Below are 24822 nucleotides of genomic sequence, written 5' to 3'. Positions count from 1 at the left end.
CTATTAGCGCAAGGTCCGAAGATCCCCTGCTTTCTCCCGTAGGACGTATGCGGTATTAGCATCCCTTTCGAGATGTTGTCCCCCACTAATAGGCAGATTCCTAAGCATTACTCACCCGTCCGCCGCTGAATCCAGTAGCAAGCTACTTTCATCCGCTCGACTTGCATGTGTTAAGCCTGCCGCCAGCGTTCAATCTGAGCCATGATCAAACTCTTCAGTTTAAAATCAGTAGTACCTAAAGGGCACCAATCTTGGCTCATCAATTTTCTGACAAATATTTCTCAAATAAACTTCGAGTCATTTCTACCATCAATCAATGAAAATAATTTCGATCGATCAACCAGTAAAAATCCACACAAGTTGTTCTTCATAATCTCTTAATGATCTTCTTGCTGATTCGTCACCAGCAAGCTAGGTCGGCTATATTACTCTCTATCTCTAGAAAGTCAACCAGTAATTCAGATTATTTTTAAACTTTCTCTCTAAAACCCAACTCAATCAATCTTAACTAAGTCACTGTTTTATCAGAAGTTTTAATCTTCATCACCGCCGATGGATGTGCATTCTACAGCATTTCAGGAGGCTTGCAACCCTATTTTTTAAATAATTCAATAAAAAACTAACGACTGTTTATTTATTCTACAAAAAGAGGAGGTTTTTCTATTTCTTGAGCATTAAAGGGACCGAATTGGATAAATGACTTAATCTTTTTTCAGTTTTATTCTGTTCCTGAAAGCTTAAAGGCCGGCAATCTATGTATTCACAATAGCCACCCTCCCCACTTTCGGTTTCTTCATTTATTTTTACTTGATAACTAAAACTTCCTACATAACCCGCTGCCAGGCCAAATTTAAAATCTCCACGACTTTGACCTTGTACCCAGATACAAGTACCGTCTGCATTTTCATAACACCATTCAAATTCTCGCGGCAAATACATACTTTGCCGATTGGGTGTCGTGACACGCGGATAAACACGATGAACTTTAAAATAAACTTTGCGATCGAACATTTGGGTCCGCATGTTTTTTAAATCACGGAGATATATCCGCGACTGAACAATACTATTAAAACCATCCCGAATTTGTGCCAACAACAGTTGCCGGTTTTCACTGAGATTAATAATTTGATAAGTCAGGAAAGCCAAAGGCAGATAGGGAAAGTTAAAACTCCGCGCGTATTCAAAGCTTCCGAGACCATCAATCGTATACTGCTGTGCTTTATAGCTCACGGTTCCCTGACAATGACACAGCAAAGACCAGTGATCCGCCAAGGAAAAACGCATTTGGGTAAAATGAGAAATCAGTTGAGTGGTCTGAATATTTAAATCAAAACTGAGCTCCGAGTCAGAACGTTGCAAACGAAAATTAGGGAAATTTCCGCTCAATTGCTCCCGATCCAGAAACTGAAACAGACCCGATTTAAAATGACAATCCTGCGTGACCGAATAGTGATGCAATTGCCCCACCATATGCGAACTCGTGCTGCAAATCACCGTAGCGGTATCCAGTGCGTTGGTTTGAATTGCACTGGGATTGGCCAGCATCGGTGCATTCGGCTGCCCGATAATGCTGAGAAAATTTAGATAGTGCAGCGGCGCCGGAAGTCCAGGAATCATCAAACCTTGATGAATAATCTTATATTTTGAGTTGGGGCCATGATAGGCAGGATAATGCGAAACAGTTGGAGTCTGATTCAGCTGTTTCGAACGATCTAAAAAATCTTGAAGAAACCGCATCTCAGACTCCTTATATTTTTATAATCTACTCGATCTTTTTGCCATAAAGGTGGTCACAAAACCAGATAAGGCATAGAGAATAGAAATTACCAGAATGCCGACAGGAATATTATAAGTCATCGCAGCAAAGACAAATACGGCAATTGGTAATACAAAAAACGGAACGCGTTTACGCTCTACAGTCTTAAATGAATAATATTTGATATTAGAAATCATCAACAAGCCCACCGCAATAATGACAACGGCGTTAATGATCTGAATGGATGCTTCACGAATATCGAAAATTTCAGGAAAATCTAAACCGACCCAGACCAGCGAAACAATCATGAGAGCTGCCAATGGACTGGCCACACCAATAAAATAACGCTTGTCTACCACGCCAATCTGTACGTTAAAGCGGGCCAGACGAAAAGCAGCACAGGCGGTATAGACAAAACAGGCAGCCAAACCAATCCGGCCTAAATCACTCAAACCCCAGCTATACATCAAGATCGCGGGAGCAACACCAAAAGCCAGCATATCGGAAAGCGAATCAAACTGTTCACCAAACGGACTTTGCGCACCAATCGCACGCGCCACACGCCCATCCAAACCATCCAGCAAAGCCGCAATAAAAATTGCATAGATCGCTTGCTGGAAATTGCCATTCATGCTGGCAATAATGGAGTAAAAACCCGCTAACAACGCAGCGGTTGTAATCAGGTTCGGCCATAGATAGATGCCTCGACGCTTAACTTTCTGCCCTTCCTGGGTATGTTCCTCTTCTTCCACCTCAAAGGTGATGCCATCAAAAGGCAAGTCTTTTGAAGAGTCGCGTTCCGGTTTGCTTATATTTGTCATTCTTGTCGATCCTAGCTATGACCTGTGCTTTGAAAAAATTATTCGCCGACTAACCAGCGAACTGCAGCGTGACCACCATTTTCACTCATGCGAAGATGTGGGAATAACCATTGTAGTGCTTCATCTGCATCTTCAGAGAATTTCCAAGGCGGATTAATCACCAGCAAACCACAACCATTCAAGCCGACTGGGGTGTCATCCGGCCATACACAAACTTCACACACCAGTTGACGGCGGATGCCGGTCTTGAACATTTTTTTCTCGAAGCGTTCAATCATGGCACGGTCTTTAATTGGATACCAAACAGCAAATACACCTGTCGGCCATTTCTTATAAGCGGCAACCAGCAATTCTACCAATTGTGGAAAATCTTTACGCTCAAGCTCATAAGGTGGATCGATCATCACCAGACCACGTTTTTCTTTCGGCGGAATCACCCCCAAAAGACCTTCGTATGCATCACGCTCATGCAAACCGGCACGCTTGTCAAAAATATTATGACGAAGTTGCTGGAATACATCACGCTGCATTTCAAAAATAGTCGCTTTATCAATCTCGCGCATGCCTTCCAGAGCAAACCAAGGTGAACCGGGATAAGCACCCTTACCAAAGTTTTCACGCATTTTCTCAACAACTTTCAAATATTGTTGTACGCCTTCAGGTGCGTTACGCTTGATCGAATCATCCAGTTTAACAAGACGATGAATACCGTTTAAGAACTCACCTGATTTTTGCGCTTCAGCAGTCGATAAATCATATTTACCCGCACCACCATGTGTATCTACATAGCGATAAGGTTTGTCTTTTGCATTCAGTCGAGTCAACAACTGAAGCAATAAAACGTGCTTCATGACATCGGCAAAGTTGCCTGCGTGGTAAGAGTGACGGTAATTCATGTTTCATTAATTCCTAATATCAACAGCTATTTTAACATGAAAAATAGTTTCGTTCAGGCACGATTCTTACACTAAAATAGCGAACCTGTTTTGCCACACTATCGAGAATTGAAAAAAATGGAAGCTGTTATCATCCCAGGGGATTGGAATGTTGATCAAATCTTAGATGATTTAGATCAACATGGCTTTAGTATTGTTGACGATGCTTATTCTAGTGAATATCAACATGCGGTAAGTCAGGAATGCTTAAGCCACTTAAACGAATTTCGTAATGCAGCCATTCAAAATGGCGTCGTCAGCAACATCCGTAGTGATCATATTCTTTGGTTACGACCTGAATTTCAAATTTCCCACCTACACACTCAAACCCTGCAACAGTTTTCTCAAGCTTTAAACCGCGCGTTTTATTTAGGCATTAAAGAAATCGAAGCACATTTTGCCTGCTATCACGCTGGCGAGTTTTATGCGCTGCATCGTGACAATCCTCAAGCTAAAAATGGCCGAATGATTTCCAGTGTGTATTATCTGCATGAACAATGGCAGGCAGATTGGGGGGGTGAATTGCGCCTGCAAGATAAAAATGGCCAGTGGCATATTATTCAGCCACAGCCGAACCGGATTGTACTGTTCCAGAGTGATTTGTTACATGAAGTTTTAATTTCCAAACAGCAACGTCTATCCATTACGGCCTGGTTAAGAAGCGATACAGCCTTAATCTAATGCTCGCTCATGCTTTAAATTTATTTTTTTAACCTCATATAGCCATTATTGAGAAATGAGGATTGCGTTGATGCGATTAACAACCAAGCAGATTATTGAGCGACTGGGTGAAACTGACCAATTGTACTTAAAAGGCAATACGCCAGAATTAACGCTTGAACGTGCTGATCTTCGTTTACAGCTGGTGACTTTAAGTGAGCTGCGTCAGGAACAGCGACATTTCCTGCAAGAAGCGATTGTCTTACTTGAACAAGGCCGGGTGGAATTTGAAGAAATGCCGCTGCGCATGTATATCAATTTATCCTTGCATCTGGCCAAGGCTTATATGATGTTTTTTGAACTGACCAAAGAGCAGCATTTTGCCCTGATTACCCAGCAAATTCTTAAGCCGATGGCCAGTTATGAACATGGCGATATTTATTTCTTTCTGGCTTATGCCAGTGCCAGTAAAAATGAGCCGGCCCTGACACGTCACTGGTTAGGTAAATACACCAAAACGGCTGAATGTGAACTGGAGTTGTTGCAGCAGCATCATGCCTTTAGTGATTATCGTCAGCAGGAATGGTTTATCAAAATATTAAAAAGTAAAATGCATTAAGCTTAACAGCGTCAAAGAAAACGCCTCATTTGAGGCGTTTTCTTTTGAGCATCACTTTCATTTTTTAAGTAATACCAAGATATAACACAGTTAAGCAGGCTGACGTCTGTAGGCATCCATGTGTAATTGCTGGTTCAGCTCATCCACCCAGATTGCCCAATCATCATCCTGTACCAGATGACTAATCAATAATGAACGCTGGGATTTATTCCAGAATGGTGCCTCGTGCAAGGACAAGCCTGCTGGAAGTTGATGAGTCCGGATATACAACTCAATGGCAGCAGCGCTATTGGCCAGACCGAGTTGAGAAAATAACATTTCTAAGGATGGTTGGTTCTTCATGAGCATGTCGCCCTCCTTATATCAGATAAATTGTAATTATTTATAGATCCAACTTATAAGATAAGACAAAAAAAACCTAGTCATTTGACTAGGTTTGTTGTTTCTTTTTGTAGACTATAATTTAAACACCTTGCTTGTCACTTTCGACATGTAACAGCTGGTTCAGTTTATCAATAATCACAATCCATTCATCATCTTGATGCCAGTGCTCGCGTAAGAATGCACTTTGGCCCTCACTCCAGAATTCGGCATCCGGTAAAGCGACTTCAGATGGCAACTGATGGGTATGGGTGAATTCATTAATTGCGGCTTCATCAGCAGGCAAACCCAATTGTTCAAATAATAATTCTAAAGTTGGCTGTTGTTCGAACATGATCCACTTGCTCCTGTTATATGCTCTAAACTAAAAATAAGACCTTTACCATCCCTAAAATAAGAACTGGCATAAATCCTTAAATACTCATTTATAAATCACATGATCCAGAACCTTGGGCTTCGCTATGTAATTGTTCATTCAGGACATCAACTAAAATTGCCCATTCATCATCTTTTTTCCACTGACCAATCAGGAAATCATGCTGGGATTTCGACCAGAACGGCGCCTTGTGCAAAGGCACGTCCATACCAATTTGATGGGTCTTGATAAACTCATCAATCGCCTCGGGACTCGAGTCCAATCCAAGTTGCTGAAAAAACATTTCTAACGTTGGGTGTTGATCAAACATCTTCTTCACCTCGCCTTTTATTGGATTATTTATGTTTTTTAGCTTAGTCCAAGCCTAAGCAAGATTCAGTTGCTGCTGCATCACAGCATGTTATTTTTTGTTCATCAAAAAAATAGAGAGATAAAAAAAGCACCCCGAATGGAGTGCTCTTTCAACTTAATCTAAACGATCAAATTATTTAAGCATGTCAGCAATCGCTGCGCGCTCTTCTTCAAGTTCGTTCAATGTAACATTGATACGCTCACGGCTGAACTCGTCGATTTCTAGACCTTGAACGATTTTGTATTCACCGTTCTCAGTCGTTACAGGGAAACCGAACATAACGCCTTCAGGAATACCGTAAGAACCGTCAGAAGGAATACCCATGGTTACCCATTCGCCATTTGTGCCAAGAGCCCAATCGCGCATATGATCGATTGCAGCGTTTGCAGCAGAAGCAGCAGAAGACAAACCACGCGCTTCAATGATGGCAGCGCCACGCTTACCAACAGTCGGAAGGAATGTGTTTGCATTCCAATCTTGGTCGTTAATCATGTCTTTAACGCTTTCGCCATTAATTGTAGCGAAACGGTAGTCAGCATACATTGTTGGAGAGTGGTTGCCCCAAACTGTAAGATTTTTGATGTCTTTAACCGCTTTACCGGTTTTAGCAGCAATTTGAGATGCAGCACGGTTGTGGTCAAGACGTAACATTGCAGTGAAGTTTTTCGCTGGAAGATCTGGAGCAGATTTCATCGCGATGTAAGCATTCGTGTTCGCAGGGTTACCTACAACAAGAACTTTAACGTCACGGCTCGCAACTTCGTTAAGTGCCTGGCCTTGACCGATAAAGATTTCGCCGTTCACTTTAAGCAGATCAGCACGTTCCATACCTGGACCACGTGGACGTGAACCAACTAATAGCGCGTAGTCAGCATCTTTGAATGCAACTTTAGGATCATCAGTACCGATCATGTCTTCTAGTAGCGGGAATGCACAATCTTGAAGCTCCATCATTACGCCTTTAAGCGCTTGCTGAGCTTTCTCAAAAGGAACTTCGAGCAATTGCAAAATCACTGGTTGATCTTTACCTAGCATTTCGCCGCTTGCGATACGGAATAATAGGCTGTAACCAATTTGACCTGCAGCGCCAGTAACGGCAACACGAACTGCTTGCTTCATCTAATTATCTCCAATTGAGGATATTCAACGCGATTAAATAGTTAGTATTTAATCTAATAATCGTAAACGCGAAAGATTGTACTCCAATCCTTTGCCGGATGCATATAAAAGAGGACGGATTTCATCTAAAGTCTGATAGGAAATATAAATTAAACCGGCAAAAAAGCTCAGTATGTTCCTTTTATTGTGACAGTTTTTGGGCATGTATTAATAATGTTGGCAGGACAGGATTTATAATTGCCATTTTTGTGATAACAGACTTTGATCGAGGTCAACACGCTGCTAGCTTGAGTAAGCTGGCAATTAAATCTCAAAGCATTGGCGGGTAATTGCGGATTAATTCTCACAAATTTCACACGCAGCGCATCGACTGATATGGTGATATTTTCCTGTTCAGTCAGCTCTGCCGGCACTTTAAGCCGGTCTGCATAATTGATAATCGTCCGGAAATATTGGCTGGCATTCATCGGAACGCAACCGCCGATGTTGCGCCACAAAATGGTCCGGGTATTTTCATCCGGCATGATTCTGGCCACCACCTTGGACTGAAGCGGTGAAAGTTTCGCAGAGCTATTGGTGGTACAGTTTTCTGACGTAGCCTGAGGATATAAGCCGGAAATATTCAAGGAATAGCCTTCCAGACATTTTCGTTTCTTTGCATATTCAGGGTACAGGCTACACAAAGCCGGCACCATTTCTACATCCATAACATAGTCTGTCGGCATGGCGAATGCTGCCGGACTGCTGCCAAAAAATACAAGCGCTGCCCATTTCCCCCAAACTCGACGATCCTTCATTATTTTCATGAATAAATCACCATCCCCAATAATTTTAATTTTATTGTGTATTACGTAATGGTATCAGTTGCATACGCTTACCCACGGACTGTGCACCCTGTCCTAACAAGAGACCGTAATGTGTGGCATTGGTCATGACATGTTTCACATAATCTCGGGTTTCAAGTAAAGGAATACTTTCAGTATATTGATCTGCTGCCATGCCCTGAAATTCCGGCTGCCAACGGCGGGCACGGTTTGGTCCGGCATTATAGCCTGCGGTTGCCAAGACTGGGCTGTTGCTGAGCTGACGCTGAATGGTCGATAAATAAAAGGTGCCGTAACGAATATTGGTATTCATATCGGTGAGAGCTGCCGGATTATAAGCCTCACCCATTTGACGCGCCACCAGCTTGGCGGTATCTGGCATGATTTGCATCAGGCCACCGGCACCCACATGTGAACGTGCCACGGTATTGAAACGGCTTTCCTGACGCATCAACCCATAAGCCCAAGCCGGATCGATCCCGGCATTGCGGCTATGACTGACCACGTAATTCTGGTGCGGCATTGGATAACGATAATTGTAGTTATGTTTGTTCACGGTGCGGTCAGCTGCATAAATGGCCCGATCATGCCAGCCCATGTCCATGGCACGCTTTGCTGCGGCCAGCAACAGCTCATCATCTTTCTTCAGATAGGCCTGACGCACTGCCCAGTTCCATTCACGGTTAATGTAGTTATTCGGTGCACTGATATTACGTAGCGTGAACGCACGACGGAAATGAATATCCTGATTCAAACGTTGCATGGCCTGATTCGATGGCTGAATTGGATTGGGTGTGCTCGCAGTCAGCTGTCCCAACTTGTCGCGTGCCAGAAGATTGTGATAATCATCCCCGGCGGCCAATGTACGATAAATACTCTCTGCAGTTTTCTTTGAACTACGATCTGCACGCTGCTCACTGGCACGGGCCAGCCAATATTGCCAGCGATCTTCCTGTTTCTGATTGACGCTCATGGCATCAATCGCACGGATTAGGCTTTCCCACGCACTAAAACGGATGGCCTGACGCGCATAAATCTCAGCTTCTTCCGGACTAAATGGCAGACCATAACTGGCATCAAAGGCATTTAACACTTCCCGGTTAAAGTTGTTCTTCATGACTGTGGTTCCACCGACATACCCCACAGCTCGGTATAAGGCACGTTGTACTTGTACCGGTGTGCCTTCAGCAGTCCGTTTCACAATGGATAACGCCGAGTCCAGATCACTATCTGCCAGACGTCCCAGTGCATAAATCAGATAAGCATGTTCTGCCGCACTGTTTTTCGGTGCAGACCATAAATAATTGGTTGGATTGGCCTGAATCGAATTGAGTTGTGCTAAAGACAGATTCAGACCGATTCCTTGCGCAGTGGCAATAGCCTGACCTGACTGACCGGCACGCAATTGTACCCAAAGTCGCTGTTGGCGGTCTTCTGCCGTCATTAAAGGGCTAGAAAGCATCATTCGACCAAGTCCAGTACAAGATTCCGGTTGGGAATTGGTGGTGAGCCAGACCTCTTTAAATTCGGCATAGACCAGCTCATCACCGGCTTTGGCACGGACTTGTGCTACGGCGCAGGCTTCGGCTGGATCGGCATTGGTCACATAAGGCAATACTGGCTGGGCAGTCGCAAAGTCTGCCATTTTGACTTTTTCTTCGACATAGTCTGCTGCCAGCTTTTCAGCCATGGCAGATTGCGGGTAACGCTGGGCAAAACTGATAATCTGACTGGCTGGTTGCAAAGCGAGATTCTGGTTCAGAATCCAGTATTCAGGATAATAACCCAAGGCATCATTTTGCATGGACTGGCGATATTGTTGTAATAATTCAGTATTGCCTGCATTGGCTGCACGTAAGGCATCATTGAATTGTTCTTCTGCTGCCTGTGTATTTGCCGCACACAGACACGCCACACTTAACGTAATTAATTTATAATATTTATACATATTTTCAGTGTGTTTCAACATCCCTTTGCCTTCTCTCATCGATTCTGTGCCTAGCCTATGTTGCTTATCATAAGAGCTTTGTTGAAATATTATAAGCAACTGTATTGTTCAGTTATGTAACCTTATGATTAAGCAATATTAATCTACAGACAATTTTTACCCATAAATCAATATTTTTCCACGTTTAATTTAAGCTATAAGTTTAAGCGACTTTCCTGCTAAAATATGCGCCTTCCCATATTTCAGTCCGTGAATTGAATTGTTATTCACCTGTTTGATGCGTCAATCAGGCTGTTCGTTCACTCTTTCAACGTATTACCTTGTAGGAGCCTACATGACGGTTCAAACCTTCATTCCGAATGGTGCCCCAGCTGCCTCAGAAAACACTGTTACCCAGCCAGCGCACACCCCTGTCCATGAGATTGCAGTAAAAAAACTGTATATCGAAACGCAAGGGTGTCAGATGAATGAGTACGACAGTCACCGTATGGCAGACCTGTTAGGCGATTCCCATGGCTATGTGCTGACCAACGATCCTAAAGATGCCGATATTCTATTGATGAATACCTGCTCGATCCGTGAAAAAGCCCAAGAAAAAGTGTTTTCCGAGCTGGGTCGCTGGCGCAAACTGAAAGACAAGAATCCGGATCTGATTATCGGGGTTGGCGGCTGTGTGGCGTCTCAGGAAGGCGACAACATCCAGAAACGTGCCAATTATGTCGACATGATTTTTGGCCCGCAAACCCTGCACCGCTTGCCACAAATGCTGGATCAGCATTTTGACCAGATCGAAAAACCGAAAAAAGAAAAAATCAAACTGGTAGATATCTCTTTCCCGGATATCGAAAAATTCGACTTTCTGCCTGAACCGCGTGTTGAGGGCTATAAAGCCTTTGTTTCGATCATGGAAGGCTGTTCAAAATATTGTTCATTCTGCGTGGTGCCTTATACCCGTGGTGAAGAAGTGTCTCGCCCACTGGATGATGTATTGGCTGAAATTGCGGGTCTGGCAGAAAAAGGCGTGCGTGAAATTTCCCTGCTGGGTCAAAACGTCAATGGCTATCGTGGTGAAACCTTTGAAGGCAATATCTGTACTTTTGCCGATCTGTTGCGTTTAGTCGCGGATATTCCGGGCATTGGCCGGATTCGTTATACCACTTCGCATCCACTCGAATTTAATGATGACCTGATCCAGTGTTATCGTGACCTGCCACAAATGGTTTCACATCTGCATTTGCCGGTACAAAGTGGTTCGAATAATGTGCTTCAGGCCATGAAACGTAATCATACCATCGATGTCTATATCGAGAAAATTAAAAAGTTACGCTCAGTTCGTCCCGATATGCATTTATCTTCAGACTTTATCATTGGCTTCCCGGGTGAAACCGATGAGAACTTTGCAGAGACCTATCAATTTATTAAAGATCTGGATTTCGATCATTCTTATAGTTTTATCTATTCAAAACGTCCGGGTACGCCTGCGGCAGAACTGGAAGATACCATTCCGGAAGATGTCAAAAAAGAACGTCTGGCCAAAGTTCAGCAATGGATTAAACGCTCGAGTATTGACAAAACGGATGCCATGCTCGGTAGCATCCAGCGGGTACTGATCGAGAAAGTCTCTGATAAAGATCCGAATATTCTGGTGGGTACGGCGGACAACACCCGTTATGTCAACTTTATTGGTGATCCTGCCTGGGTAGGTCGCTTTGCCGAGATCGAAGTGACCGAAATTAAAACTTTGAATTTAGTTTATGGTGAACTCTTGAATCTTGAGCCTGACGTGGCGTAATGTAGAGCATATAACGTACACTTCATAAGGAATACTCTTTGACTGCAGCGATTCGACGTACAGTAGCTTTTCCTGGGATTTCAATGGACCGTATCCAAGCGATGTTAGGTGCTTATAACGGTCATTTGAAGCAAATTGAACAACGTTTAGATGTCAAAATCTCCCATCGCGGAGAGAGTTTTATTGTGGATGGTGGAATCGATGCCGTTGAAAGAGCCGAAATGCTCTTGCAACGTCTGCATGAAGAATCTGAACAGAGCCAGCAGATCAGCGCAGATACCCTGCACCTAATGATTCAGGGCAGTCAGACTGACCGTGAACTCCAGCAAGATCTAGAAGACCAAGAACATACCGGCCTGGACAATGTCTGGTTACAAACCCGTAAAGGCCGGATCAATCCGCGTGGTGCCAACCAGAAACGTTATGTACAGCGTATTCTGCAAAGTGATATTTCTTTTGGTATAGGTCCTGCCGGAACCGGTAAAACCTATCTGGCTGTCGCTGCTGCTGTGGACATGCTGGAACGCAATGAAATCCAGCGCATTCTACTGGTGCGTCCTGCGGTCGAAGCCGGTGAAAAACTGGGTTTCTTGCCAGGGGATTTAAGCCAGAAAATCGATCCTTATTTGCGTCCATTGTATGATGCTTTGTATGAAATGCTCGGCTTTGAAAAAGTGGCCAAGCTGATTGAACGTCAAGTGATTGAGGTGGCGCCACTCGCTTATATGCGTGGCCGTACCTTGAATCATTCTTTCGTCATTCTGGATGAGGCACAGAACACCACCCCAGAACAGATGAAAATGTTCCTGACCCGTTTAGGTTTTGGTTCACGAGCGGTCATTACTGGTGACGTGACGCAGGTGGATTTACCGCGCGGCCAACAGTCTGGTCTTTCACATGCCCTGCGTGTGATTGATAAAATCCCTGAAATTCATATCACCCGTTTTCATTCTCGTGATGTGGTTCGTCATCAACTGGTACAGAAAATTGTTGAAGCCTATGAAGGCTGGGACAGTGATCAGCAGCGTTTAAGTGCAGAAGCACGTGCCGAACGTAAAGCACGTCAGGACGCCTTGATCGCTGAAAATAATGCTGCCGCAGATGCACAGCATTAAGCTTTCAATTTAAGGATTTGTGTTGAAACTTAGTCTTTCCTTACAGCAGGATTTTCAGTCACCTGAACTGGTACTAAAACGTGCCTCTATTAAAAAAGTAGTCGAAACCACTTTAGGTCATATCGGTACGCAAAGTAATTGCGAAATCGGAATTGCCTGTGTCGATCATGATGAAAGTCATAAACTGAATCTGGAATATCGCGGCAAAGACAAATCGACCAATGTCCTGTCTTTTCCGAGCGATCTTCCAGATGAAATGGCGCAATTTCTGGATGCCTTTCCCATTGGCGATCTGGTGATCTGTATTCCTGTGGTACTTGCTGAAGCGCTTGAGCAGCAAAAAGCGCCGTTGACGCATTTCACCCATATGCTGGTGCATGGCACCTTGCATTTAATGGGTTATGATCATGAAACATCAGATGAAGATGCGGAAGAAATGGAAGGCATTGAAATTGAAATTCTGGCCAAGCTGGGTTTTGAAAATCCTTATCTGGAACGAGATTAAGATTTAAAAGAAAATGAAGGAAGCGAGCTGAGGCTCGCTTTTTTAATGCTTTATATTCGCTCTTCCTCTAGGAGATGAGAATCCTCAGAATATATTCTGAGTTCGCAAGGGAGAGGTTCTAATACCTGTTAAAACCCCTCTCTAACTCTCTCCCAAAGGGAGAGAGAACTAGAATGAATTAACGTACTTCAAACTCTGCTTCAGCCGGATCAAAACGCCAGGTTCGGATAATCCGCAATTCAGAAATTTCCTTCATTTTGGCATCAAACGCACCAAATGGCGCCGCTTTACGTACAGAAGATTTCGCAGCCTCATCCAGCATGGCATGTCCTGAACTGTCAATTAATCGGATGGCACGAATCCCTCCATTCTGATTCAGGATCACCATCAGACGAACTTCACCTGCCAGATTCTGCTGCTTGGCAGCTTCCGGATAATACTGATTGCCATAAAACTCTACTTTCTGACGGAACTTTTCCAGATAGGCTGCGGAGACATCCTGCTTGGATTGAATACCATCCACAGTTTTAATTTTTTGCTGACGACTAAAATTTTGCTGACGCTGTAAATATTGCGCTTCCAGACTGGCCACCATGGCTGCTTTGGCCTGAAACTGGCTTTGTAACTGCTCCTGCATTTTTTTACGCTGATTTTCTTCTGCCTGTTTTTGCCAGCTCAAGGTGGTCATCAGCACTTTTTCTTCAAAACTGAGTTCCTGTTTCTGTTGCAGCAGATCCGGACTTTCTTGTTGTTCTTCCCCTGCCTTCTGCTCTAACAAAGGAGATGGCATATCACTCGACATCCGATGCGCTTCTCGAAACTTGCCAGACCCTTGCTGGTCTGTCTGGGCCAGAAAATCAGCGTGTTCAATTTTTTCATCTGTTTGTCGCAAGCTGACTGCAATTTCTTTGGTGCTGGTCTCCCGATCTTGCGGCATACCAAATTCCAGTGTCAATACGATCAAATGCAGAATGCCTGCGGTGAGCACGGCACTGCTAAACACTGGATCTTTCCACCAGGTTCTGACCAGAGGCATTAATATCATTGTTTATCACATTACCCAAACTCAGTCCTGAGTTCAGTTCCCCAAAAAAGTATTTTAAAGATTAAAAACAAACAAATTGGGCATTTCTATTTTAAAAATGCCAAATCCATCAAATCTTCAACGTTACATAACTAAAACTATAAAAATGGTGCTATTTATTTTGCTAAACTTCAAGCTTGAATACTTGTATTTTTCATACAATTCGACAAGATACACTTCGAGTCAAAAATAAAGTTGCTAGGATGCTTCAATATGCAAACGCTAATTTCCAATATTTCCAACCGAATCCGCCAAGTGTATCAGAGGGCGGAAGGATTTATTGAGGATGAGCGTGAATTCCCTTTATCGCAAGTCTTCTTAAATGCAACTTTTCAACGCTTTGTCACCGACAATGTCGATGCACTGAAAGACTTACACGCAGACCTGCATGAAGACTGGCTGCGTCTCTACGCGACACTAGACTATAAAGGCCTGAATATCACTTTGTCGGTAGACTTGAAGCTGGTTCAGATGGAACTGAATAAGACCACCCAGCTGATTGTATTCGAGCAAATCAGTGATACACAGCTTATTGACGCCAAATATCCAAATCTGTTGTATAAGCTTGGGGTGCGTTTTGCCCTGTTCTTCTATCAACGCATCTTGAACAAAGATCCATTGGGCATGATTCTGGAAAAACTTGGCGTTATTAAAGTCATTGATGACTTGCTGTATCTGGACCTGAACCGCTGGTTAGGCAAAAACCGTTCGATTATTGATACTCTAGGAAAAGTTCATGTGAATCATGCAGTGCTTCGCGAAGCTGAACTGGTGGTGATTGGTAATGTGAATCTGGCAGCCCTGTTTAGAAAACTTTCTCAAGACAGAGAGGAAAATTGGGATGAAGACGAAATGGACGATAACCTGGTGACCCCGATCAAACAGAAAGATCCGTCTTGAATACTATCCAATCCCGTTTTTTGAACTTTTGTTGAAAAAACTACATGAAAGATACATTTTTGCTAGAAATATCCCTTAAATTTCCATATTTTGCCTAAAGAATAAAAGCTACAACAAGTAAGATGTTTTGCCCGTTTAACCAATATAGGAAAATGACTAATGGCGAAGACTGTATTTAAGACTTTAGCGATGACCACAAGTCTAAGCGGTGCAATACTGTTGACTGGTATTTCTAGCCAGGCTTTTGCCATGACGCCTTTCCAAGCCAATTATCAATTTAGCTATAATGGCAAGAATATGGGTTCTGCCACCCGTACTCTGAGTAAATCCGGCAATAACTGGACTTACGTCTTTGCTGCAAAAGCCGGTGGTATTGCTTCAGCAACTGAAACCAGCCGTTTCACCTTTAATAACGGCAAGATTGGCTCCAGCAGTTTCAGTCGTAGCAGTAAAATCCTGGTGCATAACAACACCATGAGTATTAACTTTAATCCTTCCAGCAAAACCATCAATACCAGAAAAGATGATGAAAAGCGTTCTTTTGCCTGGAGAGCCGATGTTCTGGATGAACTGAATGCGGAATTACAAATTCGTGAAGATCTAAAAAATGGTGGCTTAAAATCGAATTATTATCTTGCTGATGCTAAAGAGGTCGAAGGCCGTAAGTTTGTTCGACAAGGTTCAGAAACGGTCAGTACCAAATATGGTTCTTTTAATACCATCAAGGTGGTAATGAAGCATAGCAAGCCGGGTCGTGAAACCATCTTCTGGCTGGCACCGAAACTTGACTATCTGCCAGTCAAAGTTTCGCATGTAGACAAGAAAACCTCTTATGGTTTGCTATTAACTGACTATAAAGGTGCAAGCAACTAAGATTTTGGCGAATTTCACTTGATTTTTTCCGGGTGCTTTTTACAATACGCTTTTGCTTGAAAAAGCACCTGCTCTTGAGGATTCTCCCGTGCATGCACTAGAACAGAAAATCTTGGCCGAAGGCATCGTTCTCTCTGAAGAAGTTTTGAAAGTGGATTCTTTCTTAAACCACCAGATTGACCCAGTCATGATGCAATTAATTGGTCAAGAATTTGCGCGTCTGTTTAAGGATGCTGGTATCACCAAAATTATTACGATTGAAGCATCAGGTATTGCACCTGCAGTGATGGCAGGTTTAGAACTTGGTGTACCTGTCATCTTTGCACGTAAATACCAGTCTTTGACCCTGAAAGATGATTTATACCGCTCTAAAGTGTTTTCATTTACCAAACAGACTGAAAGCACCATCGCGATTTCAAATAAACACATCAGCTCAACCGACAAGGTTTTAGTGATTGATGACTTCCTGGCGAATGGTCAAGCGGCGCTGGGTCTGGCCGATCTAATTCATCAGGCAAATGCAGAAGTGGTCGGTATTGGTATTGTGATTGAAAAATCATTCCAGCCTGGTCGCGACTTGCTGCTTGAAAAAGGCTACCGTGTTGAGTCACTGGCACGCGTAAAATCTTTGGCAAATGGCACAGTTGAATTTGTTCGCGACTAAGCTCGACAATCAATTTTAAAAGAGCGCTCATGCGCTCTTTTTTATTTTGTCTATCTGATGAAATAAATTAAAAATATTCAAAGCTCGACTCTAGTTCAATCTAATGTGTTATTCATGATTCCTGACTTGATCCTAGATAAATGGCTTACTTTTAAATGCCTGTGTATAGATAGAGTACTGAGGAAGAAAAACCTCCAAAATCTTATAGTGTCCTGCATGATTGAAATAATTCAAAAATGACTCACGCAGATAAAAATAAATATATTTACAGCTGAAATACAATGTTTGAGCGTTAATTCAACTAGAATCAGGAAGGTAGGAAATGCTCCTGACCTCAGGATTCAGCATGTATATATGCTGTTGCAGCATATTATGAAGAGCTGCTGATCTAGAGAAAATTGCATCTCCTCCATAAACTTAAAACAAGTGAATACCAATCCTTGATGGAAAAACCTATGCAATGTCCTAAATGTGGTTCCACTGACATCGAACAGCGTGATCACGAACAGAATTTAAAGAAAATTGGTGGCATTCTCATGAGCTCGGCAGGTGCTACTGCGGGTACAGTCGGTGGTGCTGCTTCTGGCGCATCCGTTGGCGCAGCGATTGGTACTGTTGCTGGCCCCTTAGGTGTAATTTTAGGTGGGACAGTGGGTACTTTTGTCGGGGCAATCAGTGTTGGCATTACCGGTGGTGTAATAGGGAATTTCCTCGGCAAAAAAGCCGGGATTTCCGTCGACCGTAATTTATTCTTGGATTATCAATGTTTAAAATGCAAACATAGATTTATTCAAAAAGATCAAAAAGATCAAAAAGATCAAAAAGATCAAAAAGATCAAAAAGATCAAAAAGATCAAAAAGATCAAAAAGATCAAAAAGAAGATTAATATCATGAAGGAAATGAAGTGAGTGAGTTCTTCATTTCCTTCTGAGTTAATGCTTAAGACTGATTGAGTTTGAAAGCCACTTCAGCCAGTCGTTTGCCCTGTACTTCGCACAAAACTTTTTCATCTGGGCTTAAACCCTGATCATGCCGTGGGCCACTGACATGACTGGCACCGTACGGCGTACCGCCAGTCTTGGTATTGGACAAGGCAGCTGTAGCATTACTGAGCCCCATAATCATCATACCGTGGTGGAATAATGGTGGCAGCATAGTCAACAAGGTACTTTCCTGTCCGCCATGCATGGAACCCGATGCGGTAAAGACACAGGCCGGCTTACCGTGCAGCGCACCATTCAGCCATAGACTGGTGGTCTGATCCCAAAAGTATTTCATTTCTGAGGCCATATTGCCAAAACGGGTCGGTGAACCTAAGGCCAAGCCAGAACACTGGGCCAAATCCTCTAAACTGCAATAAATATCTCCTTCTGCCGGAATACTCGGCTCGGCTACGGTTACGACGCTAGAAATATTCGAGACAGTCCGAATTTTTACCGCCATTCCTGTCGATTCAACGCCATTGGCTATCAGATGTGCCATTTCTTTCGTTGAGCCATATTTGCTGTAATATAAAACAAGAACATAAGGTTGCATGAGGCTTCTTATTCATTACTTAAAAAAATAAAACTATACGATATTCTGTAACTTTTTTGGTTAAGCTAATGGATGAAAATTCATGATGATTAAAAAAATTGAGATTGGATGCACATGATTGTTGAGTATTTAAAAAAGTTACCCTTTTATGAGAAACACTGGTTTCAGTTTATTTTATTCGTACTCCGACGCTTTGAAGCAGACCGTTGTCGTGAGCAAGCCGGTTCCCTGACCTATACTACGCTTTTCGCAGTCGTGCCGATGTTGACGGTTTTCTTGGTCATTATTTCATCGATTAAAGCCTTAGAGCCTGCACGACAACAATTGCAACAGCTGATCTACAGTAACTTTCTACCCAAAACCACGATTGCCTTTGATAAAGCGCTGAATGCCTTTACCGATAAATCCAGTAATTTAACCGTGATTGGTATCCTGTTTTTATTCATTACGACCGTATTGATGCTCACCAGTATCGAAACAGCCTTTAACCGAATTTGGCGAGTGACTCAGACCCGAGGTGGAATTATCGGGTTTATGCGCTACTGGACTATCATTTCGCTGGGACCGATTTTACTGGGTAGTGCCTTCGTCATTTCATCAACTGTGGCTTCCATGAGTGTCCTCAGCAATAACTTTGCCGGGTATGAACTTAATGGTGCTTTTGTCCTCTGGGCCATTTCCTTTTCTCTGACCGTACTCGGGTTTTTCATTCTCAACTGGACCATCCCCAATCGCAGTGTGCCACTCAAGTCTGCATTTATTGCCGGCCTGTTTAGTGCAGTGGTGTTTGAGCTGCTTAAAAACCTGTTCGGTTTTGTGATGTCAAACTTTACCAGTTATGAGATTGTCTATGGTGCATTCGCCGCTGTGCCGATTTTTCTACTGTGGATTTATTTATCCTGGAATATTGTCTTACTCGGCGTTGAGATCAGTTATGCCCTGACGGCCTTTGAATCTGGTCAGGATCATAAACGTCACCCAATCATCATGCTGCTGGATCTATTAGAGCTGTTTCATAAAAAGCAAAAAACTGGTGAGAGCATTAGTGAAGCAGAAGCATTAGATGCTTTGGGTCGTGATGAAATTGGTCGCTGGCCAAACTATGTGAGCATGTTTGAAAAACAAAATCTGATCAAACGTACCGATGACAATGAATATGTCTTGGTACGTGATCTGGATCAGGTGAGTTTTTGGGACTTTTATCTGCAACTTCCTTATCCATTGCCACGTAAGCATCACTTCACCGAGGCACATACCGAGGAAATCTGGATGCAGAAATTCTCGCCTAAGCTACAGGAAACCGATCAATATCTGGAAGAAAAGCTGAGTTTTCCACTTTCCGAATTGTTCCGGAATAAATAATCCTAAATCCTCTCGCTTGAGAGGATTTTTTTAAGTTGTTTGCGTAGACTTCCAGCAGACGATCGCACCTGCGGTCACCAAAGCAGTACCAATCCAAAAACTCAGCTCGGGTCGAATATCCAGAATCAGCATCGACATAACTGAAGACAGAATTGGCATAAAATAGGTGGCCAAAATCAGTACCTTGATATTGCCGTACTGCATGCTCTGATTCCAGTTACTATAAGCAATCCCGATCAGACTGCCTACTATGGCGATTTCCAGCCAGAGCTTCAATGAAGGCATCCTGAAAGGCTCATCCAAGCCCAGATGTAAGCCCCATAACGCAATGACGGCGACCACAAAAAAAATCGGTACGCCGTTTTGTCCACGACCATATTTTCTGGTCAGAATGCAATAACATGGCCATAACAAGGCACCGATAAAAGCAAAGCCATAAGCCAAAGGATTTTCAGCTAAAACCTGCATAAGTTTCGATAGATTAGTAATTTCAGGATTGACCACCAACATCAGACCGACTACAGCAAGCAAAAATCCTGGAATGACCCAAAGACGCGCCTGCAATTGCCGGGCAAATATCGAAAAGACAATCATCAAGGGTGGCCAGAGATAATTGATCATCGCAATCAGCATCACCTGTTCACGGTGATCCGACCAGGCAACTGCAACAAGAAATAGAATTTCATAAGCAACGAACAAAGCCCCACAACCCAATAGATAGCGCTTGGACATTTGCCTGATTTTAGGAAATCCAATCAATGCCAGAATCGCCAGACTACTAAAAGTGTAAATCAGGGCAATCCCCTGCACCGGACTGGTAGATTCGGTAATCAATTTGACCACAGCCACCAGACTGGCCCAGATCAGAATGGAAGACAGGCCAATCCAGGTGGCCAGTTTCATCGACCAGACGTTCATGTTTGCTCTTGAGGATTATTCGTTGTATTCGGTTTTTTCAGCCATCCCTGCAAGCTCACCAGAATCACGCCCAGCATGACCATACAGGTTCCAATAATAAAATTCAGTTCGATCTGTTCATCCAGAATCAACACCCCAAACAGCATGCCAAATACAGGCGTTAAAAAAGAAAATACGCCCAAACGTGAAGCCAGATAATGTTTCAGCATCCAGAACCAGATCAAATAACTGGCAAAGGAAATCAGCACGGTATGAAAGATCAGACTGGAAATAGACAGGGTCGTCCATTGAATGGTCGCTTGCCCACTAAAAAAAGCCAAAGGTAGCAATAATATGCCGCCCATCAATAATTGATAGAATAAGGTCTGGGTGGCAGGTGCTTCAGCCAGTCGGCTCAGACGTACACTGACAGTGGTGGCTGCCCAGAATATACCTCCGAGTAAGGCCAGAAAATCTCCCCACAAAGCATCGGTTTGTAAAGTAGAGCTTGTCTGTGGTCTGAGTAAAAAACTGACCACAATCCCGCTAAATGCCACGAAGATACCGCCCCATTGCACACGCGACAAACGCTCTGCCGGCAATTTCCAGTGCAGACCCAATGCGACAAAAATCGGCGCAGTATAAAGCAAAACAATGGTATGCGAAGCTGAGGTATAGCGTAGTGCTTCCCCAATCAGATAAAACTCGGTTGCGAACAGTATTCCGACCAGCAATCCTGCAGGCAAATAGCGGGTGCTCAAAAGCTGACGGCGCACGCTCTGCTGAATCAGGGGATACACCATGATCGCAGACAAGGCTGAACGCAAGGCAATTTGCATCAAGACTGAAATATCACTGGCCGCCCATTTCAGCACGACCTGTTGTAGCCCCACAACATACATAATACAAACATGATGGCAGATGCTTTGGCATCTAGCGCCTGACGTTGCTTCACCCCTACTCCTGTGACCACTTTAAAGTGCCCACTATAATCTTCTCTGCGGTAAAACAATACTTTTCTATTATTTTGCCAGCGCTGTAAATACTTTAAAACTCGATAAAAAAGGACTGCACTCGCAGTCCTTTCAATCAAAAAATAACGTTCAGCTTATTTAACCCAAGTCGTCCAGACATAATCCTGAGACTGGCCTTTCAGGGTCATTTTCAACTGATCGCCTGCATGCAATGCCGCCACACCTGCGGGTGTACCCGTCATCACCACATCACCTTCTTCTAAAGTGAATACCTGGCTGATATCTGCCAGTAAAGTCGCGATATCAAAAATCAATAAAGCGGTATCGCCTTTTTGACGCAGTTCTTCATTCACCTCCAAAGTGTAATGCACATCTTTCCAGTCCGCGACCACATCATTCACAGGAATCCAGTCTGACAACAGACACGAACCATCAAAGGCTTTGGCACGTTCCCAAGGCTGGCCTTTTTTCTTGAGTTCATCCTGCAAGTCACGCAGGGTCAAGTCCAGACCTAAAGTCACCGCACCCACCGCTTGCAGTGCTTTTACAGGATCATTTTCTTTGCTTAAAGTCCGGTCAATACGCAAACTGAGTTCACATTCATAGTGGCAGTTGCCCCACTCCGGATTCCATTCAATCCCTGCATCGAGCGAGCCTAAGGCACTCGGTGGCTTAATAAATAAGACCGGACGATCAGGGATCGCATTTCCGAGTTCTTTGGCATGATCGGCATAACTGCGACCAACGCAGACAATTTTGGATGGGCGTGTACTCATGATCAAAACTTTCCTTTATTTGTCTTTATATCGATCTCTGGATTATTTTTTAAATGCATTCTCGAAAATGTTTTGCTCAGTCGCATCTTTAAAGGCACGTTTTGGCACAATGATGACGGTGCGGTTTTTCAGTTCAAGCATATAGGTCAGTTTGCCGGCAGCAAAATTCTGCACCTCATTATACGCTACCAGCTTGCTACGCTCATTATTAAAAATTTCCGCATAGTCCTGATACAGATCAAGGCCTTGTTCACTCTTACCAAACTGATATTTGACGAACTGGCGTTTAAACATCATCGGCAGAAACCAGTAACGCATGATGCCTTGCAGGATCAGGAAGAATGCCCCCAAAGCCACGTAATAGCGTCCTACCCCGTCAAAGCCCATCGAAAAGCCCCAAAGGATAATCCCGATACTGACCAGAGGCGTCAGAAAACGTGAAATCTGCTTTTTGCCAAAAGTCGCCAAGGCAAAACCATCCTGAGATTCTTCTAAAGTCAGAAAATAACGGGTCGATAAAGTCGGTGCTGACTCAGTCATAGCATCACATCAAAAAAATAAAATCTTGCCCAATACTATAGCAAAATATGCACAATGCTTATGGCCTGACGCATCAATTACATAACTTTGCTTTGGAAAAACGTGTATTTAGTTTTAAATAAACAGCAATTAAAACAAAAAATATGCAACAGGATGTTGAATGAAAGGATTCAAGCAATGTATTGCAATCGGTATCTGTTCGGGTCTGTCTACTCTATCACTGGCCAAGATCATTCCCTGGGATGCAGAATTACCCAGTAGCCTGAGTGCTTATCCGGGCAATGCCCAACAATTGGCAGAATTAACAGGCGAAAGGATTCTGATTTATGCGCATCCGGTGACTAAAACCCAGCTTCCTACCTTAAACAGTAAGGCCACCAGCAAGGTACAATTTTATAGTGCCGCCGTGGTTTTGCCTATGGCTGAAACACAGGTCGAGAAATTGCTACAGCATTATCCGGATTATGTTGGCCTGTTTCCGACTTTAAAGTCAGCCAAAATTCTAGAACAGCAAGGTTCGATTCAGCAGGTCAAATATCAGGTGCATATCCCCACACCAATTCCGATATTGAACTTCAAAGAAACCGTGGTGATGCAGCATCATCTGGGCAATAACAGCATCAGCACTTTAATTATTGATGCACCCATTCCTTATGGCGCGGGAAAACTGGAATGGTTCGCGCTTGATCCGCACAGAACTCTGGTGACAGTGACCCAGTGGGGCGACCTGAACCAGCCTAAAGGTTTTCTATTCAGTAAAATTCTCAATGCCCTGCCTGAAGCCAAACTTGGCATTCCTCCCGGTACCAACGCATTTCTACTCGAAGCACTGCAACAGCGTTTTAAAACCAGTCATGCCACAACACTCACCGCCCCGACTCCACAACTGAAATTTAATTCACAACAGCTACAGAAGATTGCCCAGCTTAGTCAAAAATCCGGCCAACCAGTCAGTTTTATTTTGCCCAGCTATCAGATTAAAGAAGGAAAAGCGTCAGAAAATTTGAGATTTAGCAGCACCTATCAATACTTTCCGCATTCGGTAGACAAGCTACGACCGTGGTTGGCTGCACAAGCCAGTCAACAGCTTTTCCCGCGCCAGATCAAGAAAGTCGAACTTAACCCGATCAATACCCAAAGTGTAGATGCCAACTATAAAGTTTCAGTGGGCTTAGGCGTGATTCAGATTCCATTTAACTTCAAGATGCGTTTTTACCAGCCCGATCCCTTGCAGAATCAGTTCAATGCCAATGGTGGCGACTTAAAGTTTGTCAAAGGCAGCATGAAGCTATTGCCGCAATCACAAGGTAATCTGTTCCAAATCACCAGCAGCATGAAGATTCATGATCAAGCACCGTTTTTATTAAGGGCCATGCGCAGTCTGCCCTATCACGATGTATTACCTGCGGTGGGTGGCAATACCGTCTATGCACTCAAGGTACAGCAAAAATTAAGATAATCAACGAATCGGTAGTTATTGGTTTTTTATATGAAAAAGCGTTAAATATCACAGACGTAAAAAAACCGCATCAATGTGCGGTTTTTTCAGAATTCTTATCAAGATTGGTGCGCTCAGAGAGATTCGAACTCCCGACCCCTTAGTTCGTAGCCAAGTGCTCTATCCAGCTGAGCTATGAGCGCGACGTCTTGATGGGGTGCATTATACGGCTTTTTTAAGGCTTGTTAAGTGTTTTTTAATAAAAGCACAACTGAATGTATAGTAATTAAACGATACAGCAGTATTTACAGTTTTCTGTGAGAATTTCTGCACATTTAGAGCTAAAAACAATTAATACCATCCGGACTTTGACGCTGCATTCAATGTGGCGACAAGCTCCATTTCATCCTGATGAAAAGTACACAGCAAATACCGAGAAAGATGTCCCCAAATTTCAGGCACAAAAAAACCGCTATGAAAGCGGTTGATTGTTCAAGTTGGTGCGCTCAGAGAGATTCGAACTCCCGACCCCTTAGTTCGTAGCCAAGTGCTCTATCCAGCTGAGCTATGAGCG

At 43.5% G+C, this 24822-nt stretch carries 25 protein-coding genes, 1 tRNA gene, 1 rRNA gene and 1 pseudogene; 11 read left to right on the top strand and 17 right to left on the bottom strand.

Annotation, left to right across the window (positions count from 1 at the left end):
- The 4 genes from FTU45_RS10440 to FTU45_RS10425 form a co-directional block, all read right to left on the bottom strand.
- Positions 1 to 221 (bottom strand): 16S ribosomal RNA (locus tag FTU45_RS10440); the annotation flags it as partial.
- Between the two features lie 439 nt (positions 222 to 660).
- On the bottom strand, positions 661 to 1737 hold the full coding sequence (locus tag FTU45_RS10435; protein WP_180076365.1) for a DUF6670 family protein: 1077 nt from the start codon (positions 1735 to 1737) through the stop codon (positions 661 to 663).
- An 18-nt stretch (positions 1738 to 1755) separates the two neighbouring features.
- Positions 1756 to 2577, bottom strand: a complete 822-nt coding sequence (pssA, locus tag FTU45_RS10430; protein ID WP_005094042.1) for a CDP-diacylglycerol--serine O-phosphatidyltransferase — start codon at positions 2575 to 2577, stop codon at positions 1756 to 1758.
- Between the two features lie 38 nt (positions 2578 to 2615).
- Positions 2616 to 3473, bottom strand: a complete 858-nt coding sequence (locus FTU45_RS10425) for a 23S rRNA (adenine(2030)-N(6))-methyltransferase RlmJ (protein WP_005094045.1) — start codon at positions 3471 to 3473, stop codon at positions 2616 to 2618.
- Positions 3474 to 3590: 117 nt separating this feature from the next.
- On the opposite strand from FTU45_RS10425, the gene FTU45_RS10420 reads away from it, so the two are divergent.
- Positions 3591 to 4193, top strand: coding sequence for a 2OG-Fe(II) oxygenase (locus FTU45_RS10420; RefSeq protein WP_100357803.1), 603 nt, complete (start codon positions 3591 to 3593; stop codon positions 4191 to 4193).
- Between the two features lie 70 nt (positions 4194 to 4263).
- On the top strand, positions 4264 to 4791 hold the full coding sequence (locus tag FTU45_RS10415; RefSeq protein ID WP_005094048.1) for a hypothetical protein: 528 nt from the start codon (positions 4264 to 4266) through the stop codon (positions 4789 to 4791).
- A 90-nt stretch (positions 4792 to 4881) separates the two neighbouring features.
- On the opposite strand, the gene FTU45_RS10410 is transcribed toward FTU45_RS10415, so the two are convergent.
- The 6 genes from FTU45_RS10410 to FTU45_RS10385 form a co-directional block, all read right to left on the bottom strand.
- Complete coding sequence (locus FTU45_RS10410; protein WP_005094049.1) at positions 4882 to 5139, bottom strand: DUF2789 family protein; 258 nt, start codon at positions 5137 to 5139, stop codon at positions 4882 to 4884.
- Positions 5140 to 5254: 115 nt separating this feature from the next.
- Complete coding sequence (locus FTU45_RS10405; protein ID WP_035337452.1) at positions 5255 to 5509, bottom strand: DUF2789 family protein; 255 nt, start codon at positions 5507 to 5509, stop codon at positions 5255 to 5257.
- 88 nt (positions 5510 to 5597) lie between these two features.
- The gene (locus tag FTU45_RS10400; protein WP_005094053.1) at positions 5598 to 5858 is read right to left on the bottom strand and encodes a DUF2789 family protein; all 261 of its coding nucleotides are present in this window, start codon (positions 5856 to 5858) and stop codon (positions 5598 to 5600) included.
- A gap of 174 nt (positions 5859 to 6032) precedes the next feature.
- The gene (locus FTU45_RS10395) at positions 6033 to 7019 is read right to left on the bottom strand and encodes a malate dehydrogenase (RefSeq protein WP_005168672.1); all 987 of its coding nucleotides are present in this window, start codon (positions 7017 to 7019) and stop codon (positions 6033 to 6035) included.
- Positions 7020 to 7186: 167 nt separating this feature from the next.
- Entirely contained in the window at positions 7187 to 7825 is a 639-nt protein-coding gene (locus FTU45_RS10390; protein WP_180040640.1) for a ribonuclease I, read from the bottom strand.
- A 31-nt stretch (positions 7826 to 7856) separates the two neighbouring features.
- The gene (locus FTU45_RS10385; RefSeq protein WP_180076366.1) at positions 7857 to 9791 is read right to left on the bottom strand and encodes a lytic transglycosylase domain-containing protein; all 1935 of its coding nucleotides are present in this window, start codon (positions 9789 to 9791) and stop codon (positions 7857 to 7859) included.
- A 334-nt stretch (positions 9792 to 10125) separates the two neighbouring features.
- On the opposite strand from FTU45_RS10385, the gene miaB reads away from it, so the two are divergent.
- The 3 genes from miaB to ybeY are packed head-to-tail and all read left to right on the top strand — an operon-like array spanning position 10126 to position 13203.
- The gene (gene miaB, locus FTU45_RS10380; protein ID WP_180076364.1) at positions 10126 to 11583 is read left to right on the top strand and encodes a tRNA (N6-isopentenyl adenosine(37)-C2)-methylthiotransferase MiaB; all 1458 of its coding nucleotides are present in this window, start codon (positions 10126 to 10128) and stop codon (positions 11581 to 11583) included.
- Positions 11584 to 11621: 38 nt separating this feature from the next.
- Entirely contained in the window at positions 11622 to 12698 is a 1077-nt protein-coding gene (locus FTU45_RS10375) for a PhoH family protein (RefSeq protein WP_005094064.1), read from the top strand.
- Positions 12699 to 12720: 22 nt separating this feature from the next.
- Positions 12721 to 13203 carry an rRNA maturation RNase YbeY gene (gene ybeY / locus FTU45_RS10370; RefSeq protein WP_005094076.1) on the top strand — a complete coding sequence of 161 codons (483 nt, stop codon included), beginning with the start codon at positions 12721 to 12723 and terminating at the stop codon, positions 13201 to 13203.
- 178 nt (positions 13204 to 13381) lie between these two features.
- Here the strand turns inward: ybeY and FTU45_RS10365 are convergent, their stop codons facing one another.
- Complete coding sequence (locus FTU45_RS10365) at positions 13382 to 14239, bottom strand: energy transducer TonB (protein ID WP_005094077.1); 858 nt, start codon at positions 14237 to 14239, stop codon at positions 13382 to 13384.
- A gap of 261 nt (positions 14240 to 14500) precedes the next feature.
- On the opposite strand from FTU45_RS10365, the gene FTU45_RS10360 reads away from it, so the two are divergent.
- From FTU45_RS10360 to FTU45_RS10345, 4 genes are all read left to right on the top strand, one after another.
- Complete coding sequence (locus FTU45_RS10360) at positions 14501 to 15187, top strand: hypothetical protein (protein ID WP_005094079.1); 687 nt, start codon at positions 14501 to 14503, stop codon at positions 15185 to 15187.
- 189 nt (positions 15188 to 15376) lie between these two features.
- Complete coding sequence (locus FTU45_RS10355) at positions 15377 to 16060, top strand: DUF3108 domain-containing protein (RefSeq protein ID WP_373685748.1); 684 nt, start codon at positions 15377 to 15379, stop codon at positions 16058 to 16060.
- 88 nt (positions 16061 to 16148) lie between these two features.
- Positions 16149 to 16724, top strand: coding sequence for a xanthine phosphoribosyltransferase (locus tag FTU45_RS10350; protein WP_005094083.1), 576 nt, complete (start codon positions 16149 to 16151; stop codon positions 16722 to 16724).
- Positions 16725 to 17179: 455 nt separating this feature from the next.
- Positions 17180 to 17611 (top strand): hypothetical protein, encoded by a 432-nt coding sequence (locus FTU45_RS10345; protein WP_074383567.1) that lies wholly within the window; start codon positions 17180 to 17182, stop codon positions 17609 to 17611.
- 53 nt (positions 17612 to 17664) lie between these two features.
- Here the strand turns inward: FTU45_RS10345 and wrbA are convergent, their stop codons facing one another.
- Complete coding sequence (wrbA, locus tag FTU45_RS10340) at positions 17665 to 18261, bottom strand: NAD(P)H:quinone oxidoreductase (RefSeq protein ID WP_005168684.1); 597 nt, start codon at positions 18259 to 18261, stop codon at positions 17665 to 17667.
- Between the two features lie 114 nt (positions 18262 to 18375).
- Here wrbA and FTU45_RS10335 point away from each other — a divergent pair, with 114 nt between their 5' ends.
- Positions 18376 to 19623 (top strand): YihY family inner membrane protein, encoded by a 1248-nt coding sequence (locus FTU45_RS10335; protein ID WP_005168686.1) that lies wholly within the window; start codon positions 18376 to 18378, stop codon positions 19621 to 19623.
- 30 nt (positions 19624 to 19653) lie between these two features.
- Here FTU45_RS10335 and yddG read toward each other — a convergent pair whose 3' ends face one another.
- The 4 genes and pseudogenes from yddG to FTU45_RS10315 all read right to left on the bottom strand — a co-directional run bounded on the left by yddG (position 19654) and on the right by FTU45_RS10315 (position 22810).
- A complete protein-coding gene (gene yddG / locus FTU45_RS10330) occupies positions 19654 to 20541 on the bottom strand; it encodes an aromatic amino acid DMT transporter YddG (protein ID WP_180076362.1) in 888 nt (295 codons plus the stop codon).
- Positions 20538 to 21475: pseudogene (locus FTU45_RS10325) on the bottom strand (DMT family transporter). The gene yddG and the pseudogene FTU45_RS10325 overlap by 4 nt, the downstream one beginning before the upstream one ends.
- A 153-nt stretch (positions 21476 to 21628) precedes the next feature.
- Complete coding sequence (locus tag FTU45_RS10320; RefSeq protein WP_159516273.1) at positions 21629 to 22270, bottom strand: fumarylacetoacetate hydrolase family protein; 642 nt, start codon at positions 22268 to 22270, stop codon at positions 21629 to 21631.
- Positions 22271 to 22312: 42 nt separating this feature from the next.
- Positions 22313 to 22810 carry a YcxB family protein gene (locus FTU45_RS10315; RefSeq protein ID WP_159516274.1) on the bottom strand — a complete coding sequence of 166 codons (498 nt, stop codon included), beginning with the start codon at positions 22808 to 22810 and terminating at the stop codon, positions 22313 to 22315.
- Positions 22811 to 22970: 160 nt separating this feature from the next.
- Between FTU45_RS10315 and FTU45_RS10310 the strand changes: the two genes are divergently transcribed.
- A complete protein-coding gene (locus FTU45_RS10310) occupies positions 22971 to 24269 on the top strand; it encodes an SRPBCC family protein (RefSeq protein ID WP_159516275.1) in 1299 nt (432 codons plus the stop codon).
- Between the two features lie 105 nt (positions 24270 to 24374).
- Here the strand turns inward: FTU45_RS10310 and FTU45_RS10305 are convergent.
- A tRNA-Arg gene (locus tag FTU45_RS10305) sits at positions 24375 to 24451 on the bottom strand.
- Positions 24452 to 24822: the final 371 nt, after the last annotated feature.

The sequence above is a fragment of the Acinetobacter sp. YH12106 genome (genome assembly GCF_013418995.1).
In the GTDB taxonomy this organism is placed as follows: Bacteria; Pseudomonadota; Gammaproteobacteria; order Pseudomonadales; family Moraxellaceae; genus Acinetobacter; species Acinetobacter pseudolwoffii.
Note: the sequence above shows the minus strand (reverse complement) of the source record. Positions and strands in the feature narration are given on the sequence as shown.